We start from the raw sequence: 22,621 nt of genomic DNA on the forward strand, positions 1-22,621 counted from the left end.
GCGGGGACCCCCCCGCACGCCCCACCCCGCCCAACCGCCGGAGGCTCAGGCTCAGGCGGCTTTGGCCTTCGTCGCGTACATGTCCACATACTCCTGCCCCGACAACCGCATCACCTCGGTCATCACGGAGTCCGTCACCGCCCGCAGCACATACCGGTCCCGGTCCATGCCCTCGTACCGGGAGAACTCCAGCGCCTCCCCGAACCGCACCGTCACCTTCGACGGCCGCGGCATCCCCGAGCCTCCGGGCTGGATGCGGTCCGTGCCGATCATCGCGAACGGCACCACCGGCGCTCCCGTCATCAGCGTGAGCCGCGCGATCCCGGTCCGCCCGCGGTACAGGCGTCCGTCGGGCGAGCGGGTCCCCTCGGGGTAGATCCCGAAGACCCGCCCCTCCTCCAGGATGCGCCGCCCGGTCATCAGCGCGGCGACGCCGCCCTTGCCGCCGTCGCGGTCCACGGGGATCATGCCGACGCCGGTGAAGAACCAGGCCATGAGCCGGCCCTTGATCCCCTTGCCGGTGACGTACTCGTCCTTGCCGATGAAGAGGACCTGCCGGTCGCAGACGAGCGGCAGGATCATCGAGTCGATGAAGGTGAGGTGGTTCCCGGCGAGGATCACCGGTCCGTCGCCCGGGATGTGCTCCACGCCTTCGACACGGGGGCGGAACATCAGGCGCATGACCGGTCCGAGCACTGCTTTGATGAGTGCGAAGCGGGACAACGGACCCTCCGGTGTCAAGGGGTGTGCAGGAGTCTGTACAGCAGTCTGTGCAGCTGAGGACGATACTCGCGCGCCCCGCCCCCGCGCACATCGGGTTCACCGAGGTCTTACGCACTGTTGACGTGCGTTTACCTGTTCGAGCCCCGCCGCCCGGCCCCACATCCGGCCCCCGCCCCGCCCCATGACACCCCGTCAACCGCCCCCGCCCCGCTCGGCCCGCCGACGGCCATCCCCCGTCACCCGCCCGTTCGGATCGCCGCCTCCCCACCGCCATGTCGACGCCCCTACGATCGGCCCGCACGCGACGAGCCGACGGCAGGAGACCCCCATGACGACCGAGGGCACGCAGGGCACGCACGGAGCGCAGGACGAGCCGGGCACACCGCACCTCGACGACCCCCGACGCCCCGGCCCCGGAGCGGGCCGCAGCGCACGCCGTGCCTTCCTCGGCGCCGCCGCCGCGCTGGGCGCCGCCGGGACCGGCCTCGGCCTCTCCGGCACCGCCCACGCCGCCGGGGCCGACCGCACCGGCACCGAAAGCAGCGGCACCGACCGCACCGAAGCCCGGCACGGTGCCCGCGGTCTCGCGAGCCTCCCGGTGCCGACGATCATCGGTCACCGGGGCGCCAGCGGCTACCGCCCCGAACACACCCTCGGCTCCTACCAGCTCGCCCTGGACCTCGGCGCGCACATCGTCGAGGCCGGTGACCTGGTCCCCACCCGCGACGGCCACCTCGTCTGCCGCCACGAGCCGGAGATCGGCGGCACCACCGACGTGGCGAGCCACCCCGAGTTCGCCTCCCGCCGCACCACCAAGTCGCTGGACGGCGTCGCCACCACCGGCTGGTTCACCGAGGACTTCACGCTCGCCGAGCTGAAGACGCTGCGCGCCACCGAGCGCATCCCGGCCAACCGCCCCCACAACACGCTCTACGACGGCCGCTGGGAGATCCCCACCTTCGAGGAGGTGCTGCGCTGGCAGGACGAGCAGACCCGCCGCCGCGGCAGGCAGGTCTGGATCTACCCCGAGCTGAAGCACCCCACCTACTTCCGGCAGCTCGGCCTCGGCCTGGAGGAGCGGGTCGCGAAGATCCTGCGCCGCCACGGCAAGGACGGCCGCAACGCCCCCGTCATCCTCCAGTCGTTCGAGCCCACCAGCGTCCAGCGGCTGGACCGGCTGGTCGGCAACCCGCTCGTGGTCCTCCTGTCCGGCGCCACCACCCGCCCCTGGGACCTCGTCACCGCCGGTGACCCGCGCACCGTCGCCGACCTCGTCACCCGCCAGGGGCTGCGCGAGATCGCCCGCTACGCCGACGGCATCGGCCCCACCCTCGACCTGGTCATCCCGAAGGACGCGGCGGGCGACCTCACCACCCCGACCACCCTCGTCCGCGACGCCCACGCCGCCGGGCTGATCCTCCACCCGTACACGCTGCGCAACGAGAACCCGTTCCTGCCGCCCCGCTTCCGCAAGGGCAGCGACCCCGACGCGTACGGCGACGTCTTCGGCCTCTACCGCGCCTACTTCGCCACCGGCATCGACGGCGTCTTCACCGACCAGCCCGACACCGGCCTGCTGGCCCGCGCCGACTTCGTCGACGGCTCCTGACCGGCCCCCGAAACCGCCGGGGCCGTCAACGGCCCCCGACCCCGTTGGGGTGACACCGGCCGCCCGCGGGCAACCGACCCGCGGGCGGCCGCGTCGTGCCGCACATGACGTACGACCTGCTCACCGCCCTGCGCCCGCTGCTCACCGCCGAGTCCGCCGCCGAGGCGCACGCCACCGGAGCCGAGGCCGCCGACCTCGAACAGGCCGTCTCCCTCCGCCTCCTGGAACGGCTCGCCGCCGGACGCCCGCCCCGCGACCCGCACCACTGGCTGCGCCGCGCCGTCCGCGCCGAGTCCCGCCGCGCCCGCCGCACCGACCGCCGCGAACACCCGTACCCGGCCGAGCCGGTGGCCGACGGCGGCCACGGTCCCGAGCACACCGTCCTCGCCGCCGTCGGCGGGCGCGCCGTCCGCGAGGCCGTGCTCCGGCTGCCGGGCCGCTGCTCCCGGCTGCTGCTCGCCCTGCTGGCGCCGCAGGACCCCACCTACCGGGAGATCGCGGGGGAGTTGGGTATCTCACAGGGCAGTCTCGGACCGGAACGCTCCAAATGCCTGGGATGTCTGCGGCGGGTGCTGACGAGGGAGGTTGCGGCCGGCGAAGCACGGGGATAGGAGTGGAGGACACAGGCGATCAGGTGAGCGGGAGGCGTGCGCACATGGGCATGAGCGTGACCATCTCGGTGGCGACCGAGCAGGACGCAGAGCAGATCTTCAGACTGCAGTACCTGTGCTTCCAGAAAGAGGCGGCGCTGTACGGCAACTACCGCATCGCGCCCCTCGTCCAGACCCTCGACGAGGTCCGCCAGGAACTGGTCTCCGACTGCGTCTTCGTGGCCCGGCTCGGCGACGAGGTGGTCGGCTCGGTCCGGGGCACCAGCACCGAGGACGGCGCCGCCGCCATCGGCAAGCTCTGCGTCCACCCCCGCCTCCAGGGGCACGGCATCGGCGCCCGGCTGCTGCGCGCGGCCGAGTCGGCGCTCGCCGAGGAGCGCGGCGCCAAGCGCTTCCGGCTCTTCACCGGCCACCGCAGCGAGAGCGGCCTGCGCCTGTACCGCCGGGTCGGCTACGAGACGGTCGGCACCTCCCAGGGCACCGACGGCGTCCCGATGATCGTCCTGGAGAAGGCCGCCGCGGCCTACGCGGCGACCGCCTGAGCGGTCCGCGACCGGCGCAGCCAGTACAGCGCCGTCACCGGCAGCAGCACCGGGATGAACACGTAGCCCATCCCGTAGTCCGACCACACGGTCGAGTCGGGGAAGGCCGAGGGCTCGATCAGGGTCCAGGTCCCCACGATCAGCACGCCCGCCAGCTCGGCGGCGCAGCACACCTGCGCCGCCCTGCGGGCCGTCTCCCCGCCGCGCACCAGCGTGTACGTGATGAAGCCGTACACGAGTCCGGCCAGCGCCGACAGGGAGTAGGCGAGCGGGGCGTGCTCGAACTTGGTGGCGATCTCGAACACCGACCGCGACACCGCGCCGACCACCATCACGCCGTAGAACCAGACCAGCACCAGTCCGGGCCCGCCGATCAGCCGCACCGGACGCCCGCCCGTACCGTCCGCGGCCCGGCCGCCGGTGGTTCCGGGCGTCTCCGGGCCCGTGGTTCCTTCCGCATCTCCGGTCGCCGTCACGTCAGCCTCCCCAGATGTCATAGAGCCGCACCTCCAGGACCGCGAGGACCACACCGCTCGCGGCGACCGTCACCGAACCCCACTTCGTGCGCTCCGCCAGCGACATGAAACCGGCCGCCGGGACGCACGCGAACGCGCCCAGCAGATACGCCACGAAGATCGTCGTGCCCTGCGCCGGGTCCTCTCCCCGCGCCAGCTGCACCACCCCGACCACCAGCTGCGCCAGCGCCAGCACCGACACCACGGCCATCGCCGTGAAGTGCCAGTCCTTGGTCGGCTGGTCCCGGTAGGCCGCCCAGCCGCACCAGGCGGCCAGCAGCAGCGCGGCGACCCCGGTCACCAGCGTCAGGGCATCAAACATGCAGTGACCCTATTACGGCGTATGCGGCCCTCCTCCGGCGACCCCGGCACGGTCCCCGGCGCCCGCGCGGGGGCACGTAGGGTCGAGGTCATGACGATCCGCACCCTCCACGCGCAGGCCCTCCTCTTCGACAACGACGGCACCCTCGTCTCCACCCTCGCCTCCGTGGAGCGCTGCTGGACCCTGTGGGCCCGCGAGTACGGCATATCCGCCGAGGAGTTCGGCCGCGTCCCCCTGCACGGCCGGACCGCCGTCGAGATCGTGGCCGACCTGGTGCCCGCCGCGCTGGTGCCCGAGGCCGTCGCCCGGGTCGAGGAGCTGGAGGTCGCCGACGTACCGAACGGGGGAGTGGAGCTGCTGCCCGGCACCCGCGCCTTCCTCGACGCGCTGCCCGCCGACCGCTGGGCCGTGGTGACCTCCGCCACCCGGCGGCTGGCCGAGGCCCGGCTCGCCACCGTCGGCATCCGCCCCAAGACCCTGGTCACCGCCGACGACGTCACCCGCGGCAAGCCCGACCCCGAGCCCTATCTGCGCGCCGCCCGCGCACTGGGCGTCGAACCGGCCGACTGCGTCGTCTTCGAGGACGCCCCCGTGGGCCTCGCGGCCGGTCGGGCGGCCGGGATGACGACCGTGGCGTTGGCCACAACGCACCCCGCGGCCGACCTCCACGCCGACCTGGTGATCCCCGACCTCTCCGCCCTGTCCGCCGTGTCCGCACTGGTCAGCGGCGGGGGCGTGGAGATCTCCGTCCGCGCCTGAACCCTGTCCACGGATGTCCAGGATGCGGACACCCGGACTTGGTCAGGACCGTACGTCTGCTTTACTGATCGCATGACCACGACGAGCAGCCGCACCCTTGCGACCGAGGCGACCATGACGCCCGGTGCTCGTTGTATGTGTCGAATGTGCGCCTTCTAGAGGGCCCCCGCACCACCCCCCGCGCTCGCGCCCCGAAGCGAGCCGCCGTGGCACGTCCGTACCGGCCGGGACTCCCCGAGAGCCCCTGACGCACGCGACGCGAAGCCGCCCAGCGCACATGTCCTCCCCGGTTCCATCGCCACCGCGAGAGCCGTGTCGCGTCCCTGACCGAAAGCATCCGTGCCCGGGAACACCCATGCCCCGCGCACTCGACAGTGACGGAATCCCTGTGATCACCACCACGGGCCTGACCAAGGTCTACCGCTCGCGCGGCCGTGAGGTCACCGCCCTCGACGGCGTCGACCTGCACGTCCGCGAAGGCGAGGTCTACGGCGTCATCGGCCAGTCCGGCGCCGGAAAGTCCTCCCTGATCCGCTGCGTCAACCTCCTGGAACGCCCCACCTCCGGCACGGTCACCGTCGCCGGCCAGGACCTCACCGCCCTGGCCCGGCGCGGCCCGCGCGCCAGCCGCGACCTGCGGCGCGCCCGCACCCGGATCGGCATGGTCTTCCAGCACTTCAACCTGCTGTCGTCGCGGACCGTCCAGGACAACGTCGAACTCCCGCTGGAGATCCTCGGCACCTCCGGCAAGGAGCGGTCCCGCAAGGCGCTCGACCTGCTCGACCTGGTCGGCCTCGCCGACAAGGCCAAGGCGTACCCGGCGCAGCTCTCGGGCGGCCAGAAGCAGCGCGTCGGCATCGCCCGCGCCCTCGCCGGGGACCCCAAGGTGCTGCTCTCCGACGAGGCCACCAGCGCCCTCGACCCGGAGACCACCCGCTCCATCCTCCAGCTGCTGCGCGACCTCAACCGCCAGCTCGGGCTGACCGTCCTGCTCATCACGCACGAGATGGACGTCGTCAAGAGCATCTGCGACTCCGCCGCCCTCATGGAGCACGGCCGGATCGTGGAGGCCGGACCCGTCAGCGAACTGCTCGCCACCCCGGGCTCCGAACTGGCCGCCGCGCTCTTCCCGGTCAGCGGCGAGGGCCACGGCGACGACCGCACCGTCCTCGACGTCACCTTCCAGGGCGAGGCCGCGACCCAGCCGGTCATCTCCCAGCTGTCGCGGACCTACAACATCGACATCTCGATCCTCGGCGCGGCCATCGACACCGTCGGCGGCCTCCAGGTCGGCCGGATGCGCATCGAACTCCCCGGCCGCTACGAGGAGAACGTGGTGCCCATCGGCTTCCTGCGCGAGCAGGGTCTCCAGATCGACGTACTGGGCCAGGCGCCCGTGCTGGTGAAGGACGGTGCCCCGTGACCTGGTCCGAGATGCGGCCCCTGCTGGAGCAGGCGTGTTGGGACACCCTCTACATGGTGGGCTGGTCCACCCTGATCGCCGTGGTCGCCGGACTCCCGCTGGGCGTCCTGCTGGTCCTCACCGACCGGGGCGGCCTCCTCCAGAACGTCGTCGTCAACAAGGTCATCGGCCAGCTGGTGAACGTCGTCCGCTCGATGCCGTTCATCATCCTGATGGTCGCCCTGATGAGCTTCACCCGCTGGGTCACCGGCACGAGCATCGGCCGCGAGGCCGCCATCGTCCCGCTCGCCATCGGCGCCATCCCCTTCTTCGCCCGGCTCGTCGAGATGTCGGTGCGCGAGGTGGACGGCGGACTCGTCGAGGCCGTGCAGTCCATGGGCGGCAGCGTCTGGAAGGTCGTGCGCAGCGTCCTCGTCCCCGAGGCGCTCCCCTCCCTCATCTCCGGCGCCACCACGACGGTCATCGCCCTCATCGGCTACTCCGCCATGGCGGGCACCGTCGGCGCGGGCGGCCTCGGCGACATCGCCATCCGCTACGGCTACCAGCGGTTCGAGTCGGGCCTGATGTGGATCACCGTCGCCGTCCTCGCCGTCGCGATCTCCCTGCTCCAGTTCGGCGGTGACCTCGCGGCCCGTTCGCTGCACCGCAGGACCGGCAAGGGCGGCCCGCTGCTCCTCTTCCGCCCGTTCCGGGGCGTCTTCCCCGGCGCCGTCGCCACGGACACCGTCCGCAAGAACTGAGCGCCCCCGGCGCCGACCGCCCGAACCGACCGCCGTCCCGGCCGTCGGCGGGACCGGCACGGCCCGCACCACCCCCGCGTGCGGATTCCGCTCCCCCCGTGAGCGGCCCCCGCGCCACCCACCCAGGACTCCCCGCACACCCGCAGCGGGGTCGCATCACCCTCAGGAAAGGCACTTTTCGTGCGTAACACCGCCAAGTTCACCACCGCCGTCCTCGCCGTCGGAGCCCTCACCCTCGGACTCACCGCCTGCGGCTCGGACAACAAGGACGACTCCGCCTCCGGCTCCTCGGACAGCGGCGGCCCGCTGATCGTCGCCGCCAGCCCCGTCCCGCACGCCGAGATCCTCACCTTCGTCAAGGACAACCTCGCGAAGAAGGCCGGACTCGACCTGGAGGTCAAGGAGTTCACCGACTACGTCACGCCGAACACGGCGACGGAGGACGGCTCGGTCGGCGCGAACTACTTCCAGAACCAGCCCTACCTGGACGACTTCAACAAGAAGAACGGCACCCACGTCGTGCCCGTCGTCACGGTCCACCTGGAGCCGCTCGGCCTCTACTCCAGCAAGTTCAAGAGCGCCGACGAGCTGAAGAGCGGTGCCACCGTCGCCGTCCCCAACGACACCGTCAACGAGGCGCGCGCCCTCAAGCTGCTCGCCGCGAACGGCCTCATCACCCTCAAGGACGGCGTCGGCAACGAGGCGACCCCCGCCGACATCACCGGCAACCCGAAGAAGCTCAAGTTCAAGGAGCTGGAGGCGGCCCAGACCCCGCGCTCCCTCCAGGACGTCGACGCCGCCGTCATCAACGGCAACTACGCCATCGAGGCCGACCTCAAGCCCGCCGAGGACGCCCTCGTCCTGGAGTCCCCCAAGGACAACCCGTACGGCAACTTCCTCGCCGTGAAGAAGGGCAACGAGGACGACCCGCGCGTCAAGAAGCTCGCCAAGCTGCTCGTCTCGCCCGAGGTGAACAAGTTCATCCAGGACAAGTACGCCGGTTCCGTCATCGCGTCCTTCTGATCCGGCCGAACCCGCCGCATCCGCCGATCCATCCGACCCGCCCCACCGGGGAGAGCACATGCGCAAGATCCTCGTCCCCGCGTCGGCCCTCGCCCTGGCGCTCGCCCTCGCGGCCTGCGGCTCGGGCTCCGGCTCCGGGGACGGCGGCGGCTCCGACGACACGCTCGTCGTCGGCGCCACCGCCGTCCCGGCCGGCGAGGTCCTGACGTACATCAAGGACGACGTCGCCGAGAAGGCCGGACTGAGCCTGGAGATCAAGGAGTTCACGGACTACGTCCTGCCGAACACCGCACTCCAGGAGGGCTCGCTCGACGCGAACCTCTACCAGAACCAGCCCTACCTCGACGACTTCAACGCCTCCAAGGGCACCGACCTGGTGCCGGTCGTCAAGGCCTACCTGCCGCCCATGGGCGTCTACTCCACCAAGGTCAAGGACGTCCGCGAGCTGGCCGACGGAGCCACCGTCGCCGTGCCCAACGACACCACCAACGAGGGCCGCGCCCTCCAACTCCTCGCCTCCCAGGGCGTGATCACCCTCAAGGCGGACGCCGGTCCCAAGGCCTCGCCCGCCGACATCACGGCCAACCCGAAGAAGCTGAAGATCAAGGAGCTGGAGCCCGCCCAGCTGCCCCGCTCACTGGCGGACGTGGGCGCCGCCGTCATCAACAACAACTACGCGCAGGACGCGGGGCTCAGCCCCACCGAGGACGCTGTCCTGCTGGAGTCGGCGAAGGACAACCCCTACGCCAACCTCCTCGCCGTGAAGAAGGGCGACGAGGACGACCCGCGCGTCAGGAAGCTCGCCGAGCTGCTCGTCTCGCCCGAGGTGAAGAAGTTCATCGAGGACAAGTACCAGGGCTCGGTCCTGCCGGTCCCCACCGGCTGACCGCCGCGCACCGCACGGGGTCCGCACCGCACGAGCCGGTGCGGACCCCGTGGTGCGACCCGGTGCGTTCATGCTGCATGCTGGACAGTTCAGCGGGCCTGACGGTCAGGCAGATCGGCCCCTGACGGTTTCGCAGGCTTTCGAAGGTTACGGAGCGCCGCATGACGAGCACCTTCCCCACCATCTCCATCAGCACGGAGCGGTTGGTGCTGCGTGGCCTCGACGAGGACGACGTACCCGCCCTCGCCGAGATGATGACCGACGAACAGGTCGTCGCCTGGGTCCCCGCCCCCCAGCCCTTCACGCCCGCCGCCGCCCGCGCCTGGATCACCGACCACGCCCCCGCCGAGCGGGTCACCGGCCGCGGACTCGACCTGGCCGTCACCGAGTTCCTCACCCAGCGCCTCGTCGGCCTGATCCGCCTCACCGCCACCGACTGGCACCTGCGCGCCACCGAACTCTCCTACGTCGTCGCCCCCTGGGCACGCGGCGAGGGATACGCCTCCGAGGCCGCCCTCGCCACCGCCCAATGGCTGTTCACCGACCAGAAGTTCGAGCGCATCGAGCTGCGCACCGCCGCCGACAACGCCGCCGCCCAGCGGGTCGCCCAGCGCATCGGCTGCATCAGCGAGGGCGTCCTGCGCAACGCCTGCATAGCGCGCGCCCGCACCGACGACGGCACCTGGACCGAGGTGCGCACCGACTTCATCGTGTGGAGCCTCCTCCCCGAGGACCTGGAGGGCGCGGGCGACCACCTCGCCGACGGCGACGGCTACCCGTCGTACACCGACTGGAACTGACCCCACCGCCCCACCCCGCCACGGCGCTCCGGCCGCCGCGCCCGCCCGCGTCCCGCCCAGCGCCGCTCGCCCCGTCGGCCGCTCCGCCCGCCGCCCCGTCGAGGCACCCCCTCCGCGCCTCCCGGCTCTCCGGCGACCAGGTACCCTCACGGAGCCCGCTGCCTGCGCGAACCCCGGGGGACTGACGAGATGGCCGACCGCGTCACCGTGATCGGCTGGGACGGCTCACCCCTCACCGACGCCGCCCGCTCCGCCCTCGCCGCCGCCACCCTGGTGGCCGGGGCCGCGCACCACCTGGCCCTGCCCGAGGTACCGCCCGCCGCCGAACGCATCCGCCTGGGCAGCGTCGGCCTCGCCGCCCGCCGCATCACCGGCCACCGCGGCACCGCCGTCGTCCTCGCCGACGGCGACCCCGGCTTCTTCGGCGTCGTACGGACCCTGCGCGCACCGGAGTTCGGCCTGGAGGTCGAGGTCGTGCCCGCCGTCTCCGCCGTCGCCGCCGCCTTCGCCCGCGCCGGGATGCCCTGGGACGACGCCGAGGTCGTCGTCGCCCACCGCCGCACCCTGCGCCGCGCCGTCAACGTCTGCCGCGCCCACCCCAAGGTCGCCGTCCTCACCTCCCCGGGCGCCGGCCCCGCCGAACTCGGCCTGCTCATGGAGGGCGTCCACCGCACCTTCGTCATCTGCGAGGAACTCGGCACCGACCGCGAACGGGTCAGCGTCGTCACCTCCGACAAGGCCGCCGACCACACTTGGCGCGACCCCAACGTCGTCATCGTCATCGGCCCGGCCGCCGCCGCCCCCGCGGGCGACGGCAGTTGGATCACCGGCCGCGACCCCGCCACCGGCCCGCGCGGCTGGGCGCTGCCCGCCGAGGAGTACGGCGGCGGACTCGGCGAGGGCGAGGGCGAGTTGCTGCGCGCCGCCCAACTCGCCCGGCTCGGGCCCCGGACGGGCGACCTCGTCTGGGACATCGGCTGCGGCAGCGGCGCCTTCGCCGCCGAGGCCGCGCGCGCCGGGGCGGCCGTCATCGCCGTGGACCGCTCGCTGGAGGCGTGCGCCCGCACCGACGCGGCGGGCCGCCGGTTCGGCGTCCAGCTCAAGATCGTCCGCGGCGACGCCCCGCAGGTCCTGGAGAACCTGCCCGAACCGGACGTCGTCCGCGTCGGCGGCGGGGGAGCGGCCGTGGTGTCCGCGGTCGCCGACCGCCGCCCCGAACGCATCGTCACCCACGCGATGACCCGCGACGCCGCCGAACGCGTCGGCCGGGACCTCACCGAGCACGGCTACCACGTCACCTGCGCCCTGGTGCAGTCCCTCGAACTCGACACCCGGGCCTGGACGGAGACCGAGCGGAGCGTCGCGTTCCTGCTCAGCGGCGTGCTCCCCGACCGCTGACCGCCACCGCCACCGGCCGTCCTCCTCCCGCCGGGTGATCCGTTTGTCCTACCGCGCGCGGTAAGCTGGACGATCGTCGGACCGCATTCGGCCACCCGTCCTTTCGTCGGTCAATGTCCGGAAAAACGTGCCTGTTGCGGAGCGCGTGTGGTACGGCGGGACCAGAGGGCGCGCAACGTGGCGCAGTCCACAGGGGAGCGTCGCCGATCAAGCTGTCGTGAGGCGGCAACGGCCGCGACAATGCCACTGAGTGGCTTTGTCGCTTTTCCGGGGTTCCCCGGGGTGGGGCGGGCCCTCCCGGACGGGTGGCTCGTGCCGCGGAGCGCGGACGCTCGTTCTTCACTGCGGGGCGGGTCGGTGCGCCGTTCCGGGTGAGCTGGTCACAGGAGCACTAACCGATGGGCGAGGGGTACGCATGACCGACACCGGCCAGGTCCCGGCCGAGGGACTGCCGGAGAACGCAGGCCAGGTGGAGCAGCCGGACGTTTCCGCGCCCGGCGCGTTCACCTACCTCTCCGAGAGCACGATCGAGGACGAAGACCTGCTGCTGCCGGGCGCCCAGAGCGCCTGGGGCAACGAGGTCGCCCCGCCCGCGCCCGAACCGGTCGTCGAGACCGTGCACGAGCCCGGCCCGCACGAGACCGGCGGCCGCGACAGCGGTTCCGTCGACCTCAGCGCCGTCCGCCACCCCGGCCCGTCGGTGACCCCGCCCCCGGTGGCCCCGCGCCGCCCGCTGCACCTCGGCCCGCCCATCCCCGACGCCTCGGCCAGCCCGGTCCGCTCGCTCGCCGACCGCGGCCCCGCGGGCGCCCCCGTACGCCACCCGGGCCCGCCGCCCGCCGGGCCCGAGTACCTCGACGCCCCGCAGCGCGAGATGTCCCCGCAGGGCGCCGCCCCCTGGGGCACCCCGGCCCCCGCCGCCGGACCGGCCGCGCCGGCACCCGGCCGCCCGGCCGAGCAGCCCGGCGCCGCCCAGGCCGTCATGGCCCGCCTCGCCGCGGAGACGACCACCGCACAGCCCGCCTCCACGGAGGAGACGGCCCCCGAGACGCAGCCGGTCTCGGCGCCGGAGCCCCAGGCCGCGGCGGAGACCGAGGCGGCCGCGCAGGCAGAGCCCGAAGTGCAGGCGGAGGGCGCGGTGCAGCCCGAGGCCGCGGAGGAGCCTCCGGCTGCGGCGGCTTCCCAGGCCGCGCTTGAGCCCGAGGCAGGGGTGGAGCCCCAGCCCGTGGGCGGGCCCGCCGAGGAGCCCGCCGCCCCGCAGGCGACGCCGTCCGAGAGCCCCGCGCCGGTGGCGGACGTGCCCGTGACGGACCCGGCGACCCCCGAGGCCGGGGCGATCGGGGGCGACCAGCCCGCGGCGCCCGCGCCCGCCGCCGCACCGCCGGTCGGCGGCCCGCCGGAGGTGCCCGCGCCCGAGGCGTCGGTGCCCGAGCAGCAGCCACAGCCCGAAGCCCTTCAGCCCGAAGCCCTTCCGGAATTCGCGCCGGAGACCGCTCCCGAGGCGGTGACGGTCGCGCCTGAGGCGGAGCCGTCGATTCCGGTCGCTACGCCGGTCGACGCAGCCCCCGTGCCCCCGGCACCGAGCGACACCGAGCCCCCCACTGCCCCTGAGCCCCCCATCACCCCCGAGGCCGACACCGCCCCGGAGACCCCTACGGCTCAGGAGGCACCCTCCGCCCCCGACTCGCCCTCGGCGCCGCCTGCGCCCGAGGCCGCCGAGCCCGCTCCGCAGGAACCGGCGCCGGTGGCGGCCGAGGTGACGGCCGAGACGCCGACGCCGGTCACCGAACCCGCCCCCGTCGCCCAGGACTTCCCGGCCCCGCCCGTCCTCCCGGTCGCCGAGGCCGCCGTACCCGAGGCGCCTCAGCCCACCGAGGCGTTCGAGCCGCCGGACACCACTCTGGGCGCGCCCGCCGCTCCCGAGCCGATCCCGGTACCCGAGCCGACCGCACCGGCCGAGGCCGTCGCCCCGGAGCCGCAGCCCGCCGAGGCCGCCGCGTCCGCCGAAGCCCCCTCGGCCGTCGCCGAGACCCCCCTCCCGGCCGCAGCCCCCGAGCCCGCACTTCGCCCGACGCCCCTCGCCGCCGCCGCGCCGACCGAGCCCGACGTCCCGCAGCCCCAGCACGCTCCTGACACGGCACCCCTGACGGAACCCACCGTTCCGGCCCCGGAGCAGACGGCCGCTGGGCAGACGGCCCCGGAGCCCGCCGAACCGCAGCAGACGTCCCCGGAACCCGCCGAAGCGGAGCACCCGGCCCCGCAGCAGCCGGAACCCGCCCTTCCCGAGCCGCCGGCCGCCGCCGCGCCCACCCCGGAGACGGCCCCCGAGCCCGTACCCGCCCCCGCCGCACCGGAGGCCCCGGCCACGCCCCTCCTCACGGAGACCGCACAGGCGCCCGCGCACGAGGCCCCCGTACCCGAGGGCCCCGCGCACCTCACCACCCCCGACGCGGCGGACACCCTGCTCCCCGCGAACCCCCCGCACCCCCCGCAGACCCTCACCGAGCACCCCCAGGGCCCCGCGCACCTCCCCGAGCAGGAGAACGTGGCGCTCGTCCCGGTCGGCTCCCCGGCGCCCGCCGCGTTCCCGGACGCCGCGTCGGCCCAGGCGGGCCCGCCCGCCGACCCCGGGGCCCCGCAGCCGCAGCCCCCGGTCGGTCCCGCCGCGGAGACCGGCATCCCGGCCCCCCGCGCCGCCGCCCCGGACCAGGAGGCCGCGCCGGTCCCCGACCCCGAGGTCGCGCAGACCCCGGACGACCTGGACACCCGCGCCGCCGACCAGGCCGACGCCGTCGTGACCGCCGTGCGCGAGCCGGTCGGCCCGGCCGCCCCCGCGTACGACGAGGCCGAGCGCGCCGCCGTCCTGAAGGTGATGCGCGAACGCCGCGACATCCGCAACGGCTTCCGCGCCGACCCCATCCCGCACGAGGTGCTGCTGCGGGTCCTGGAGGCCGCGCACACCGCGCCCTCCGTGGGCCACTCGCAGCCCTGGGACTTCGTCGTCATCCGCTCCGCCGACACCCGGCGCGCGATGCACGAACTGGCGACCCGCCAGCGCGACGCGTACGCCAAGTCGCTGCCCAAGGGCCGGGCCAAGCAGTTCAAGGAACTGAAGATCGAGGCCATCCTCGACACCCCGGTCAACATCGTCGTCACCGCCGACCCCACCCGCGGCGGCCGCCACACCCTGGGCCGGCACACCCAGCCCCAGATGGCGCCGTACTCCTCCGCGCTCGCCGTGGAGAACCTCTGGCTCGCCGCGCGCGCCGAGGGCCTCGGCGTCGGCTGGGTCAGCTTCTTCGACGAGCGCGAGATGGTCCGCGCCCTCGGCCTGCCCGAACACCTGGAGGTCGTCGCCTACCTGTGCGTCGGCTACGTCGACGAGTTCCCGGACGAGCCCGAGCTGATGCAGGCGGGCTGGGCCAAGCGCCGCCCCCTGTCCTGGGTGGTCCACGAGGAGACGTACGGCCGTCGCGCCCTGCCCGGCGAGGACCCGCACGACCTGCTCGCCGAGACCGTCGCCGGTATCCGCCCGCTGGACGCCAAGGCGCTCGGCGAGGCCTGGGAGCGGCAGAAACGCATGACCAAGCCCGCCGGGGCGCTCGGCATGCTGGAGATCATCTCCGCCCAGCTGTCCGGCCTGTCCCGGCAGTGCCCGCCGCCCATCCCGGAGCCCGCGGCCGTCGCGATCTTCGCGGGCGACCACGGCGTCCACGCCCAGGGCGTCACCCCGTGGCCGCAGGAGGTGACGGCCCAGATGGTCGCCAACTTCCTCGGCGGCGGCGCCGTCTGCAACGCCTTCGCCGCCCAGGTGGGCGCCGAGGTCTGCGTCGTCGACGTCGGCGTGGTCGCCGACCTCCCCGCCACCCCCGGCCTGCTGCCCCGCAAGATCCGCGCGGGCACCTCCGACATGACCACCGGGCCCGCGATGACCCGCGAGGAGGCCAAGCAGGCCGTCGAGGTCGGCATCGAGACCGCCCGCGACCTGGTCGCGGCGGGCAACAAGGCGCTCCTGACCGGTGAGATGGGCATCGCGAACACCACCGCGTCCGCCGCCCTGATCTCCGTGTTCACCGGCGCCGACCCCGCCGAGGTCACCGGCCGCGGCACCGGCATCAACGACGAGACCCTCGCCCGCAAGACCGACGTGATCCGCCGCGCCCTCGAACTCCACCAGCCCGACCCCGCCGACCCGATCGGCGTCCTCGCGGCGATCGGCGGCTTCGAGCACGCCGCCATGGTCGGCCTGCTCCTCGGCGGGGCCTCCCTGCGGACGCCGGTGATCCTGGACGGCGTCAGCGCGGGCGCCGCCGCCCTGGTGGCCCGCGCGATCGCCCCCGAGGTCCTCGCGGCCTGCATCGCGGGCCACCGCAGCGCCGAGCCCGGCCACGTCGCCGCGCTCAACAAGCTGGGCCTGCGTCCGCTGGTCGACCTGGACCTGCGGCTCGGCGAGGGCACCGGAGCCCTGCTGGCCCTGCCGCTGGTGCAGTCCACGGCGCGTGCCATGCACGAGGTGGCCACCTTCGACTCGGCCGGGGTGACCGAGAAGTAGCGCACCTGCTTAGAATCCGCACGTCAGGGCAGTTCCCCGGCGGTCCGCAGCGCCGCCCCGCCGGGGGCCGCCGACCTGTGCCCCGGCACACCCCCGCTCGTCCGAGGAGCCGCGCCTCATGGCCGAACATCCGCCCTACCCCGTGGGCCTCCGCCTCACCGGCCGCCGGGTCGTCGTCCTCGGTGCCGGACAGGTCGCCCAGCGCCGTCTGCCCGCGCTGATCGCCGCCGGGGCCGACATCCACGTCGTCTCCCCGGAGGCGACCCCGTCGGTCGAGGCGATGGCGGACGCGGGCGAGATCACCTGGCACCGCCGCGGCTACGCCGACGGCGACCTCGCGGGCGCCTGGTACGTCCTGGTCGCCGCCGGCGACCGGGAAGCCTGCGAGCGCGCCTCGGCCGAGGCGGAGGCGCTGCGCGTGTGGTGCGTGCGCTCCGACGACGCCGACCGGGCGACCGCCTGGACCCCGGCCAGCGGCACCAGCGAGGGCGTCACCGTCGCGGTCCTCACCACCGAGGCCCAGGAACGCGACCCCCGGCACATCGCCGCCGTCCGCGACGCGGTCGTCGAGGGCCTGCGCGACGGCACCCTCGTCGCCCCGCACCACCGCACCCGCACCCCCGGCGTCGCCCTGGTCGGCGGCGGCCCCGGCGACCCCGACCTCATCACCGTGCGCGGGCGGCGCCTGCTCGCCGGGGCCGACGTCGTCGTCGCCGACCGCCTCGGTCCGCGCGACCTCCTCGCCGAACTCCCCCCGCACGTCGAGGTGATCGACGCGGCGAAGATCCCGTACGGCCGTTTCATGGCGCAGGAGGCCATCAACAACGCGCTCATCGAGCACGCCAAGCAGGGCAAGGCCGTGGTCCGCCTCAAGGGCGGCGACCCCTACGTCTTCGGCCGGGGCATGGAGGAGGTGCAGGCCCTCGCCGAGGCGGGCATCGCCTGCACGGTCGTGCCCGGCATCTCCAGCTCCATCTCGGTGCCGGGCGCGGCCGGCATCCCGGTCACCCACCGGGGCGTCGCCCACGAGTTCACCGTGGTCAGCGGCCATGTCGCCCCCGACGACGAGCGTTCCCTCATCGACTGGGCGTCCCTGGCCAAGCTCACCGGCACCCTGGTCGTCCTCATGGGCGTCGACAAGATCGGCCGTATCGCGGAGACCCTGATCGCGCACGGCCGCTCCGGGGACACCCCGGTCGCCCTCGTCCAGGAGGGCACCACCGCCGCGCAGCGCCGGGTGGACGCCACCCTCGCCACGGTCGCCGAGACGGTCCGCGCCGAGGACGTCCGGCCCCCGGCCGTGATCATCGTGGGCGAGGTCGTCGCCGTCGGTTCCCGGCCGACTCTGTAACCCCGAGTAACCCGACCGTGCCGATCCGTTGGCACCGCACCCAGGACAAGGCAGTATCACCCCTGTGGCCGATCTCATCACCGTGGACGACCCGGACGACCCGCGCCTGCGCGACTACACCGGCCTGACCGACGTGGAGCTGCGCCGCAGGCGCGAGCCCGCCGAGGGCCTTTTCATCGCCGAGGGCGAGAAGGTCATCAGACGGGCCAAGGAGGCGGGCTACGAGATGCGCTCGATGCTCCTGTCCGCGAAGTGGATCGACGTCATGCGCGACGTCATCGACGAACTCCCGGCCCCCGTCTACGCCGTCACGCCCGAGCTGGCGGAACGCGTCACCGGCTACCACGTCCACCGCGGCGCCCTCGCCTCGATGCAGCGCAGGCCGCTGCCCGCGGCGGAGGAACTGCTGCGCGCCGCCCGCCGCCGGGTCGTCGTCATGGAGTCCGTCAACGACCACACCAACATCGGCGCGATCTTCCGCTCGGCCGCCGCCCTCGGCATGGACGCCGTCCTGCTCTCCCCGGACTGCGCCGACCCGCTCTACCGCCGCAGCGTCAAAGTCTCCATGGGCGCCGTCTTCTCCGTCCCGTACGCCCGCCTGGAGACCTGGCCGAAGGGCCTGGACACCGTCCGCGAGGCCGGGTTCACGCTGCTTGCCCTCACCCCGGACGAGAAGGCCCGCAGCCTCGACGAGGCGGCCCCGCACACCATGGACCGGGTCGCGCTGATGCTCGGCGCCGAGGGCGACGGCCTCTCCACCCAGGCGCTGGTCGCCGCCGACGAGTGGGTTCGCATCCCCATGTCCCACGGCGTCGACTCCCTCAACGTGGGAGCGGCGGCGGCGGTCGCCTTCTACGCGGTCGCGACCGGCCGCCCGACGCCCTGACCTCTCAGGCCGAGTCCGGTTCTCCACCCAGAGGTGGAGTCTCCACCGGCTGCCCGTGCCGTACGACATCGCTGTCGCCGCCGCCGAGCCCCCGCGTCGCCGCCTCGCAGCCCTGCACGAAGGCGATGCCGAGCGCGACCAGCAGCGTCACGACGACGAAGACGAACAGACGCTGGCGCAGCAGACGCGGATTGGCGGGGCGCCGTCCGGTGCCGGTGGTCCGGGGTCCGGGACGGCCCGCGCCGCTGCGCGGCGCCGGGCGCCCGCCGGTGCCGGACCGCCCGGTGCGCCCGGTGCGCCCAGGGGGAACGGGCCGCGCGCCGGACCGCGAGGTGGGCCCGTTGCCGCCGCCGCGCGGGACACCGGAACCGCCCCGTGAGGGTACTCCGCCGCGCGAGGGCACCCCGTTCCCGCCCCGTGCGGGTGCCCCGCCGCGGGAGGAGGGGACGCCGCCGCGCGGCAGGGAGGACGGGCCGGGCTGCGGCTGGCGCAGCGTGCGGTCCGGGTAGGTGTGCTCGGCGAGCCGCCCGGTGGGCCGGTCGGCCTCGGCCGCGCGGGGACCGGGCGGGCGGCTGTCCGGCAGGCCCTGTGCCTCGCGGGCCGCGATCTCCTTGAGCCGCAGCGACAGGTCCAGGGTGCTGGGCCGCTCGTCGGGGTCCTTCGCGAGGCAGGCCCGGATCAGCGGGGCGAGCGCGTCCGGCACCCCGTTCAGATGCGGCTCCTCGTGGACCACCCGGTACAGCATCACCTCGGAACTGCCGTGCCCGAAGGGGGAGTCGGCGGTGGAGGCGTAGGCGAGGGTGGCGCCCAGCGAGAAGACGTCGGTGGCCGGGGTGACCACCGCGCCCCGCACCTGCTCGGGCGCGAGGAAGCCGGGCGACCCCACGGCCGTGCCCACGTGGGTGAGGGTGGAGGCCCCGGTCGCCCAGGCGATCCCGAAGTCGATGATCCGCGGGCCCTTGGGGGAGAGCAGGATGTTGGACGGCTTGAGGTCCCGGTGCACCACCCCGGCCTCGTGGACCGCGACCAGGCCCTCCGAGAGGGCGGCGCCGATCGAGGCGAGTTCAGCGGCGCCGAGCGGACCGTCGTCGGCGACCCGGTCGTGCAGCGAGGGGCCGGGCACGTACTGGGTGGCGAACCAGGGCCGGTCGGCGTCGAGGTCGGCCGCGACCAGCCGGGCGGTGCACCCGCCCCGGATGCGCCGGGCCGCCGAGACCTCCCGCGCGAACCGCGAGCGGAACTCCTGGTCCTCCGCCAGATCGGGCCGGATCACCTTCAGCGCGACCCGCTGGCCCTTCTTGTCGGACCCCAGGTAGACGACGCCCATCCCGCCCGCGCCGAGCCGTCGGTGAAGTTTGAACGAGCCGACGACGCGCGGGTCCTCGCGCCTCAGGCGCATCATCGCCATGTTCATCCCCGCTGCCCGGTCCGTGTGACGTGGCACAGCTTACGTTTACCCGGCCCCTCCCGCGCAGAGGCCGCGCCCTCTCATTGGATCGATTGTCAGTACCGCGCGGGGCAGGTGAGGAGAACTCAGGAGCCCTGCGCGCAGGCGCCGTTCACCTCTTCGCCGACCGCAACGACCGCTCCTGACACGGCTTCTGATTGCGTGACAGATACGCACCCGGGCACCCCCTGACGAACCCGGCGGCGGGGTGCCCGCGGCCCTCCGCCACAGGCCACCCCACGTGAGCGAAGTCACGCGGACGTCCGCCCCGGCTGCCGCGCCCCGACGTGTCCGTACGGCCGGGGGCCGCGTCCCCTCCGGGAAGACCCCGAGACGCCGACCGCCGTCTCCACCCAGGGGAGTACTCCGCAGGTCACGGCTCATCCTCCTGGAGGCCCGTCATTCGGTACGAGGGCATGACGCCCGGCACCGGCCGCGCCCCTAGATTTGAGGTCAAGCGGCGGGTGGAGCACTCGTCCCCCGAGGTCAGACACCCGCCGCTGCCGGCACTTCGCGGCGCCCGACGTCATGAACGGCACCGCGGCGGCTGGACAACACCGAAGAACGGTCAGGAGAGGGACCATGGCGTACACGGCTCCGCGGACGGCGTTCCGCACCGCGCGACCCCGCCGTACCGGTCGCCGTCACCCGTTGGTGGCGACCGTCATGGCCCTTCCCCTGGCGGTCCTGCTCCTCGTCGTCTTCGACGGCTGGGAGACAGTGGCCACACAGGCGTCGTCCGTGGGTGTGATGCTGGGGCGCTGAGCGGCGACCCCAGGCCCGGAAGAGCGGTCCGGGCGGGGACATCCATCCATGAAACCCCGTGGGGACGGGGGTGCGGCGGACGGCACAGATGCCGGCGCAGCTGGGGAGCTGCGCCGGCATTGCTTTTCCCCGCCGCCGGTTCTGCCCGGTGCCACCTCCCCCCGATTCCGTCTGACTCCCGCGTCGCCTTTCCCATGGTTTTGCCCGCGGCCCGGTGCCCGGCGCCGCGTCCCCGCATAGGCTCACGGCCGTACCCCGCACGCCCAGGGAGCCCCGTGACCGCCGCCGTCCATCCGCTGCTCGCCGAGCTGACCGGCCGCGCCCGGACCCGCGCCCACGCGGGCACCCCCGCCGCGCGGTCCTGCCCCTGCGGGACGGACACCCTCGCCGACCGGCCCGACGCGACCGTCGTCCGGCACGCGGGCACCGTCGCCAAGGCGCACGCCCCGGACACCGACCCGGCGGGCCTCGCCGCCCGGCTCATCACCGCGCACCGCGTCCCGTCCGTCCTGCTGCCGCCGCTCGCCCCCGAGGCCGCCGACCTGCACGGCCGCCTCGTGACTTTCTGGCCGTACGGCGTCCCCGTCGACCCGGACGACCCCGACGCCGCGCCCTGGGAGGCGGCCGGCACCCTGCTCGCCCGCCTGCACCGCACCCCGCCCCCGGTGCCGCTGCCCCCGATGCGCGGCCCGGCGAAGGCGGCCTGCGCCGTCGCCCGCCTCCGCGCGTCCGGCGAGGTGCTGGACCGCCCGGCCGCCGACGCCGTCCTGCGTGCCTGGTCGGCCCTCCCGCCCTGGGCCCGCGCCGAGGCCCCGCAGCCCGACACGACCACCCTCTGCCACGGCGACCTCCACCTCGGCCAGCTCGTCCGCACCCCCGAGGCGAAGAGCACCCCGGATGCCCCAGGCACCCCGGACATCGGGGACGTCGCATGGCGGCTCATCGACGTCGACGACCTCGGCGTGGGCGTCCCCGCCTGGGACCTGGCCCGCCCCGCCGCCTGGTACGCGTGCGGTCTCCTCCCGCCGCAGGAGTGGACGAGGTTCCTGGCGGCCTACCGTGCCGCGGGCGGCCCCGCCGTCCCCGCCGACGGCGACCCCTGGCCCGCCCTGGACGTCCCCGCCCGCGCCCTCACCGCGCAGACTGCCGCCCGCGCCCTGATCAAGGCCGCCGAGCAGGACCGGTCCCTGGACGAGGTGGAACGGTCACTGGTGGACGCCTGCGCGCGCATGACGTCCGTACCGGCCCAGTTGACGTCAACCCTCGCGAAGTAGGGTGCAACCGACCGCAGCCGGACAGAGTCTGTCCTGGCGACACCCGAAGCAGATCCGACCGGCGAGGAGTTGACCCGAACCATGCAGTGTCCGAAGTGTCACGCGCAGATGCACACGTACAACCGCAACGGCGTCCAGATAGAACAGTGCAGCAACTGCCGGGGGATCTTCCTCGACTACGGCGAACTGGAGGCCCTGACCCGGGTGGAGGGCCAGTGGGCCCAGCCGGGCCCGCAGCCCCCGGCCGCCCCGCAGGCCTACCCGCCCGCCGCCCCGGCGGCTCCCGCGTGGGGCGCCCCGCACGGCGGTCACGGCGGCCATGGCGGGCACTACGGCCACAAGCGGCACAAGAGCTTCGGGCACATGCTCTTCTCCAGCTGACCCAGCTGACCCAGCGAGAAGCCCCCGACCGCCAGAGGCGACCGGGGGCTTCTCGTGCTGTGGACGATACTGGGATTGAACCAGTGACCTCTTCCGTGTCAGGGAAGCGCTCTCCCGCTGAGCTAATCGTCCTCGGGATCACGGCCCGAGGGCCGTGCGTCCTGCGTGCGCGATACTGGGATTGAACCAGTGACCTCTTCCGTGTCAGGGAAGCGCTCTCCCGCTGAGCTAATCGCGCGGGGGACCCGAGGACCGGATCGGCTGACCCGGGACCCGAAGATCCAGTGGACGATACTGGGATTGAACCAGTGACCTCTTCCGTGTCAGGGAAGCGCTCTCCCGCTGAGCTAATCGTCCTTGGAGGTGGAGACGGGATTTGAACCCGTGTAGACGGCTTTGCAGGCCGTTGCCTCGCCTCTCGGCCACTCCACCAGGAGTGCAGGGTTTCGGGAAGATCCCCTGGTTCCTACGAGCGGACGACGAGGCTCGAACTCGCGACCTCAACCTTGGCAAGGTTGCGCTCTACCAACTGAGCTACGTCCGCCTGTCGTTTCGGGGCGCTCCCGCGTCCCGGCGACGTGTTGAACTCTAGCGGATTCCGGGGCCAGTACAAA

At 73.9% G+C, this 22,621-nt stretch carries 20 protein-coding genes and 5 tRNA genes; 16 read left to right on the plus strand and 9 right to left on the minus strand.

What is annotated here, in order from left to right:
* Positions 1–51 precede the first annotated feature (51 nt).
* Positions 52–723 (minus strand): lysophospholipid acyltransferase family protein, encoded by a 672-nt coding sequence (locus tag ACIQPQ_RS18215; protein ID WP_383772455.1) that lies wholly within the window; start codon positions 721–723, stop codon positions 52–54.
* A 328-nt stretch (positions 724–1,051) separates the two neighbouring features.
* Here ACIQPQ_RS18215 and ACIQPQ_RS18220 point away from each other — a divergent pair, with 328 nt between their 5' ends.
* The 3 genes from ACIQPQ_RS18220 to ACIQPQ_RS18230 all read left to right on the plus strand — a co-directional run bounded on the left by ACIQPQ_RS18220 (position 1,052) and on the right by ACIQPQ_RS18230 (position 3,485).
* Positions 1,052–2,332: a glycerophosphodiester phosphodiesterase gene (locus ACIQPQ_RS18220; RefSeq protein ID WP_401304980.1), complete on the plus strand. Its 1,281-nt coding sequence runs from the start codon at positions 1,052–1,054 to the stop codon at positions 2,330–2,332.
* Positions 2,333–2,436: 104 nt separating this feature from the next.
* Positions 2,437–2,943 carry an RNA polymerase sigma factor gene (locus tag ACIQPQ_RS18225; protein WP_401304981.1) on the plus strand — a complete coding sequence of 169 codons (507 nt, stop codon included), beginning with the start codon at positions 2,437–2,439 and terminating at the stop codon, positions 2,941–2,943.
* A 44-nt stretch (positions 2,944–2,987) separates the two neighbouring features.
* Positions 2,988–3,485, plus strand: a complete 498-nt coding sequence (locus tag ACIQPQ_RS18230) for a GNAT family N-acetyltransferase (protein ID WP_383772460.1) — start codon at positions 2,988–2,990, stop codon at positions 3,483–3,485.
* Here the strand turns inward: ACIQPQ_RS18230 and ACIQPQ_RS18235 are convergent.
* Together ACIQPQ_RS18235 and ACIQPQ_RS18240 are read right to left on the minus strand one after the other, a co-directional pair.
* The gene (locus ACIQPQ_RS18235; protein WP_401305244.1) at positions 3,467–3,868 is read right to left on the minus strand and encodes a hypothetical protein; all 402 of its coding nucleotides are present in this window, start codon (positions 3,866–3,868) and stop codon (positions 3,467–3,469) included. The two genes, ACIQPQ_RS18230 and ACIQPQ_RS18235, sit on opposite strands and share 19 nt — an antisense overlap.
* Positions 3,869–3,962: 94 nt before the next feature.
* Positions 3,963–4,322: a hypothetical protein gene (locus ACIQPQ_RS18240; RefSeq protein WP_401304984.1), complete on the minus strand. Its 360-nt coding sequence runs from the start codon at positions 4,320–4,322 to the stop codon at positions 3,963–3,965.
* A gap of 90 nt (positions 4,323–4,412) precedes the next feature.
* Between ACIQPQ_RS18240 and ACIQPQ_RS18245 the strand changes: the two genes are divergently transcribed.
* The 10 genes from ACIQPQ_RS18245 (at position 4,413) to ACIQPQ_RS18290 (ending at position 18,140) form a co-directional block, all read left to right on the plus strand.
* Positions 4,413–5,081 (plus strand): HAD family hydrolase, encoded by a 669-nt coding sequence (locus ACIQPQ_RS18245; protein WP_383772468.1) that lies wholly within the window; start codon positions 4,413–4,415, stop codon positions 5,079–5,081.
* A gap of 388 nt (positions 5,082–5,469) precedes the next feature.
* Positions 5,470–6,504 (plus strand): methionine ABC transporter ATP-binding protein, encoded by a 1,035-nt coding sequence (locus ACIQPQ_RS18250; RefSeq protein WP_401304986.1) that lies wholly within the window; start codon positions 5,470–5,472, stop codon positions 6,502–6,504.
* Positions 6,501–7,244 carry a methionine ABC transporter permease gene (locus ACIQPQ_RS18255; protein ID WP_383772472.1) on the plus strand — a complete coding sequence of 248 codons (744 nt, stop codon included), beginning with the start codon at positions 6,501–6,503 and terminating at the stop codon, positions 7,242–7,244. The genes ACIQPQ_RS18250 and ACIQPQ_RS18255 overlap by 4 nt, the downstream gene beginning before the upstream one ends.
* A gap of 180 nt (positions 7,245–7,424) precedes the next feature.
* Positions 7,425–8,267, plus strand: a complete 843-nt coding sequence (locus tag ACIQPQ_RS18260) for a MetQ/NlpA family ABC transporter substrate-binding protein (RefSeq protein ID WP_401304988.1) — start codon at positions 7,425–7,427, stop codon at positions 8,265–8,267.
* A gap of 58 nt (positions 8,268–8,325) precedes the next feature.
* Positions 8,326–9,153, plus strand: coding sequence for a MetQ/NlpA family ABC transporter substrate-binding protein (locus ACIQPQ_RS18265; RefSeq protein WP_401304990.1), 828 nt, complete (start codon positions 8,326–8,328; stop codon positions 9,151–9,153).
* Between the two features lie 161 nt (positions 9,154–9,314).
* Complete coding sequence (locus tag ACIQPQ_RS18270) at positions 9,315–9,953, plus strand: GNAT family N-acetyltransferase (RefSeq protein ID WP_383772478.1); 639 nt, start codon at positions 9,315–9,317, stop codon at positions 9,951–9,953.
* A 189-nt stretch (positions 9,954–10,142) separates the two neighbouring features.
* Entirely contained in the window at positions 10,143–11,351 is a 1,209-nt protein-coding gene (cbiE, locus tag ACIQPQ_RS18275; RefSeq protein ID WP_401304992.1) for a precorrin-6y C5,15-methyltransferase (decarboxylating) subunit CbiE, read from the plus strand.
* A 415-nt stretch (positions 11,352–11,766) separates the two neighbouring features.
* Positions 11,767–15,903 (plus strand): nicotinate-nucleotide--dimethylbenzimidazole phosphoribosyltransferase, encoded by a 4,137-nt coding sequence (cobT, locus tag ACIQPQ_RS18280; RefSeq protein ID WP_401304994.1) that lies wholly within the window; start codon positions 11,767–11,769, stop codon positions 15,901–15,903.
* Between the two features lie 118 nt (positions 15,904–16,021).
* Entirely contained in the window at positions 16,022–17,254 is a 1,233-nt protein-coding gene (gene cobA / locus ACIQPQ_RS18285; protein WP_401304996.1) for a uroporphyrinogen-III C-methyltransferase, read from the plus strand.
* A gap of 64 nt (positions 17,255–17,318) precedes the next feature.
* Positions 17,319–18,140 carry a TrmH family RNA methyltransferase gene (locus tag ACIQPQ_RS18290; RefSeq protein WP_383772486.1) on the plus strand — a complete coding sequence of 274 codons (822 nt, stop codon included), beginning with the start codon at positions 17,319–17,321 and terminating at the stop codon, positions 18,138–18,140.
* A gap of 4 nt (positions 18,141–18,144) precedes the next feature.
* On the opposite strand, the gene ACIQPQ_RS18295 is transcribed toward ACIQPQ_RS18290, so the two are convergent.
* Complete coding sequence (locus tag ACIQPQ_RS18295) at positions 18,145–19,554, minus strand: serine/threonine-protein kinase (protein WP_401305245.1); 1,410 nt, start codon at positions 19,552–19,554, stop codon at positions 18,145–18,147.
* Positions 19,555–20,169: 615 nt separating this feature from the next.
* On the opposite strand from ACIQPQ_RS18295, the gene ACIQPQ_RS18300 reads away from it, so the two are divergent.
* From ACIQPQ_RS18300 to ACIQPQ_RS18310, 3 genes are all read left to right on the plus strand, one after another.
* Positions 20,170–20,352 carry a hypothetical protein gene (locus ACIQPQ_RS18300; protein WP_383772488.1) on the plus strand — a complete coding sequence of 61 codons (183 nt, stop codon included), beginning with the start codon at positions 20,170–20,172 and terminating at the stop codon, positions 20,350–20,352.
* 275 nt (positions 20,353–20,627) lie between these two features.
* Positions 20,628–21,626 (plus strand): aminoglycoside phosphotransferase family protein, encoded by a 999-nt coding sequence (locus tag ACIQPQ_RS18305; protein WP_401304998.1) that lies wholly within the window; start codon positions 20,628–20,630, stop codon positions 21,624–21,626.
* Between the two features lie 81 nt (positions 21,627–21,707).
* Positions 21,708–22,007, plus strand: coding sequence for a zf-TFIIB domain-containing protein (locus ACIQPQ_RS18310; protein WP_383772492.1), 300 nt, complete (start codon positions 21,708–21,710; stop codon positions 22,005–22,007).
* Between the two features lie 60 nt (positions 22,008–22,067).
* Here ACIQPQ_RS18310 and ACIQPQ_RS18315 read toward each other — a convergent pair.
* The 5 genes from ACIQPQ_RS18315 to ACIQPQ_RS18335 all read right to left on the minus strand — a co-directional run bounded on the left by ACIQPQ_RS18315 (position 22,068) and on the right by ACIQPQ_RS18335 (position 22,551).
* Positions 22,068–22,139 (minus strand) — tRNA-Val (locus tag ACIQPQ_RS18315).
* 34 nt (positions 22,140–22,173) lie between these two features.
* A tRNA-Val gene (locus tag ACIQPQ_RS18320) sits at positions 22,174–22,245 on the minus strand.
* A 47-nt stretch (positions 22,246–22,292) separates the two neighbouring features.
* Positions 22,293–22,364, minus strand: a tRNA-Val gene (locus ACIQPQ_RS18325).
* A gap of 1 nt (position 22,365) precedes the next feature.
* A tRNA-Cys gene (locus ACIQPQ_RS18330) sits at positions 22,366–22,439 on the minus strand.
* Positions 22,440–22,478: 39 nt separating this feature from the next.
* A tRNA-Gly gene (locus ACIQPQ_RS18335) sits at positions 22,479–22,551 on the minus strand.
* Positions 22,552–22,621: the final 70 nt, after the last annotated feature.

The sequence above is a fragment of the Streptomyces sp. NPDC091281 genome, from assembly GCF_044757425.1.
GTDB lineage: Bacteria > Actinomycetota > Actinomycetes > Streptomycetales > Streptomycetaceae > Streptomyces.